The 2,451-nt window shown below is 55.3% G+C and carries 2 protein-coding genes; both read right to left on the reverse strand.

Translation table 11 applies throughout. The features are described 5' to 3' along the window. Positions 1-100: 100 nt before the first annotated feature. Entirely contained in the window at positions 101-295 is a 195-nt protein-coding gene (locus E1297_RS51175) for an ATP-binding protein (RefSeq protein WP_155133614.1), read from the reverse strand. Next, entirely contained in the window at positions 292-2,253 is a 1,962-nt protein-coding gene (locus E1297_RS02765; RefSeq protein WP_155133611.1) for an ATP-dependent helicase, read from the reverse strand. Before E1297_RS02765 ends, E1297_RS51175 begins: the two co-directional genes overlap by 4 nt. Positions 2,254-2,451: the final 198 nt, after the last annotated feature.

The following is a 2,451-nucleotide window of genomic DNA, read 5'->3' on the forward strand; positions in this document are numbered from 1 at the left end:
AAGGTTCGAGATGGAAAATACGGCCACCATTGCGTATTCCGGAAAAACTGGACAGGAGTTCCGCTAATTACCGGACACTTTGTTCCATCCAGATTTGCGATTATCTGTTGAGTTTCAGTTTCGTGGCTTTCAAGTTGTGTGAATGGTGACGGCGGTTTTTGTTTCGCATGCTGCCTCCTTCCAGTGTGAAGCGATGGGTGTTGTGAATGATCCGGTCGAGCATGGCGTCGGCAACCGTAGGATCGCCGATGATGTCACGCCGTTTGACAACCGGAACCCGAGCGAAAAGAATCAGCCGAAAACGTCGATGCTCGCCCGTAAGCCACCCATCTCGAAACCGGCCGGTCGGCGTTCAAGTCCGATCTTTCGCTCGACTACCATATCCAGGAAGATATCCTCGAAACGGGAGGGGGAAACCATTCGTCCCTCACGATCTAGAGACCGCTTCACGAAGACGAGTTCCTTTCTCGGGCGCGTTACCGCGACGTACAGAACCCTGCGCTCCTCTTCCTCTCCATCGATGTCCCGAGTGAACAGCGAAGGTATGTGACCATCGATGAAAGAGGGGATGAAAACGACATCCCACTCCAAACCCTTGGCTGAATGTACCGTCGAGATCGTGACCGGACGTTCGCTGTCATCCATGGGGCTGCCCTCAGATTTCTTGTCGACGGAGTAATCCAGCGTCACCTGAGAGAGAAACTCGGCGAGATCGACATGTTTGTCAGCAAGGTCCACGACGGCCTTAAGGTCGCTCTGACGCGTTTTCCAGTCCTCCTTGTAGACCAGCTCGAAAATCGGCTTCATGCGCTCCACGGCCATCGATAGCGCCTCCACGGGTGGAATATTCAGCGCCATGGCATCCCGGGCCGCCACCAGATCCCCGATGTCCTCGGATTTGCCTGCGGATGCGATCACGACCTTAGAAAGATCGTTGCCGGATTGATATGCGTCCCGAACGGCGTTGAAGATCTTCAGCGCCTTCTTGTCGCCGATCCGGCGAGCCTTCGTCAACACTCTGATCCAAGCCGGCTCATCCATCGGATTGGTCACGGTGCGAGCGAGGGAGAGCAAGTCCTTGATGTGAGCCGCCTCGACGATCTTCATGCCCCCTACCACCCGATAGGGGATCTTGCGGCTCATGAACTCGGCTTCGACGTGCCTAGCCTGCGTCATCGAACGCACCAGAACCGCCTGCTCATGAAGCTCAACACCGTTAAGCTTCTTCTCTAGGATCTCATCAGCGATAAAAGATGCCTCATCGTCGATGCCCGGAACCTTCACTAGAAGAGGATCGGTGCCGAAGTTGTTCGGAACGGGCTTCAGTTGACGCTCAAACCGCTCCCGCATGGAACGATCGACCGCATTTGCCACGCCGAGAATGGAGGCGGTGGAACGATAGTTGACCTCGAGATTAATCATCTTGATGCCGGGCCACGCTTCCATGAAGGCGAACATCGTGCGAGGTGCCGACCCACGGAAGCCGTAAATAGACTGAGCGGGGTCGCCCACCACCATCACGTTCGGAGTGGGGCCGCCGAGTTTCTCGATGATCGAGCACTGAAGGAAGTTCGAGTCCTGATGCTCGTCGACGAGCACGTAACGAAACATCTTGCGGATCTTTTTCGCGACTTCCGGGTGATCAAGCATCTTGTCCCAAGCCACCAGAAGATCGTCGTAATCGAGCAGACCGCGCTCACGCTTGAATTTTTTGTAGGCCTCACGGCACTCAGTCACGAAGTTAGTCGCGTAGATGAAATCCTCATGCCGATCAGCAATGATGTCCTCAATGTCCCGGCCGGTATTGAGCGCGAAGGAGTGCATCTTGGCGAGAGCCGCCGCCTTCGGAAAATTTTCATCTTTGTCGCCGATCTCCGCCGCGATCTTTCGGAACGACGCCTTAACATCCTCGGGGTCGAGAATAGTGAGCTTCTCTGGGAAGCCCAGCATGGTGCGGTTCTCGGTCACCAAACGATGAGCTATCGAGTGAAAGGTACCGCCCGTCACGTCGATGGCCCGCTCGTGCAGCCTCCTTGCGCGCTCGATCATTTCCTTCGCGGACGCACGCGTAAAGGTCAGCAGCAATATCTGATTTGGCTCGACGCCGTCGTAGATCAGGTTCGCGACGCGGCGAGACAGGACCGTCGTTTTTCCGGACCCAGCTCCGGCGACAACGACGAAAGCCCCGTCCTTCGCCAGAACCGCTTCGCGCTGGGCGCTGTTCAAGCCCTTAAGAATGTTTTCGTTTTCCATAGCTCGATACCTCGGTTTCAACCCGCGCCCACGAAGAGACGGCAGACAGCCGCGAAAATGCGAAAAAATCAGTTCAATCCAAATGGATAGTTAGCCACAACAAGCCCTACTCTTCGGAACACAACATGAACAATATTGCTTATTTGCGGCAAGGGCGGAAGACTAAACATTTTGATCCAGAAGCGCGGCAAACCCCTT

The sequence above is a fragment of the Roseibium sp. RKSG952 genome (genome assembly GCF_009711355.1).

Bases quoted from the DNA above. Each gene is read 5' to 3' on its own strand.
- E1297_RS02765 (WP_155133611.1), bottom strand. From the start codon at position 2,253: ATGGAAAACGAAAACATTCTTAAGGGCTTGAACAGCGCCCAGCGCGAA.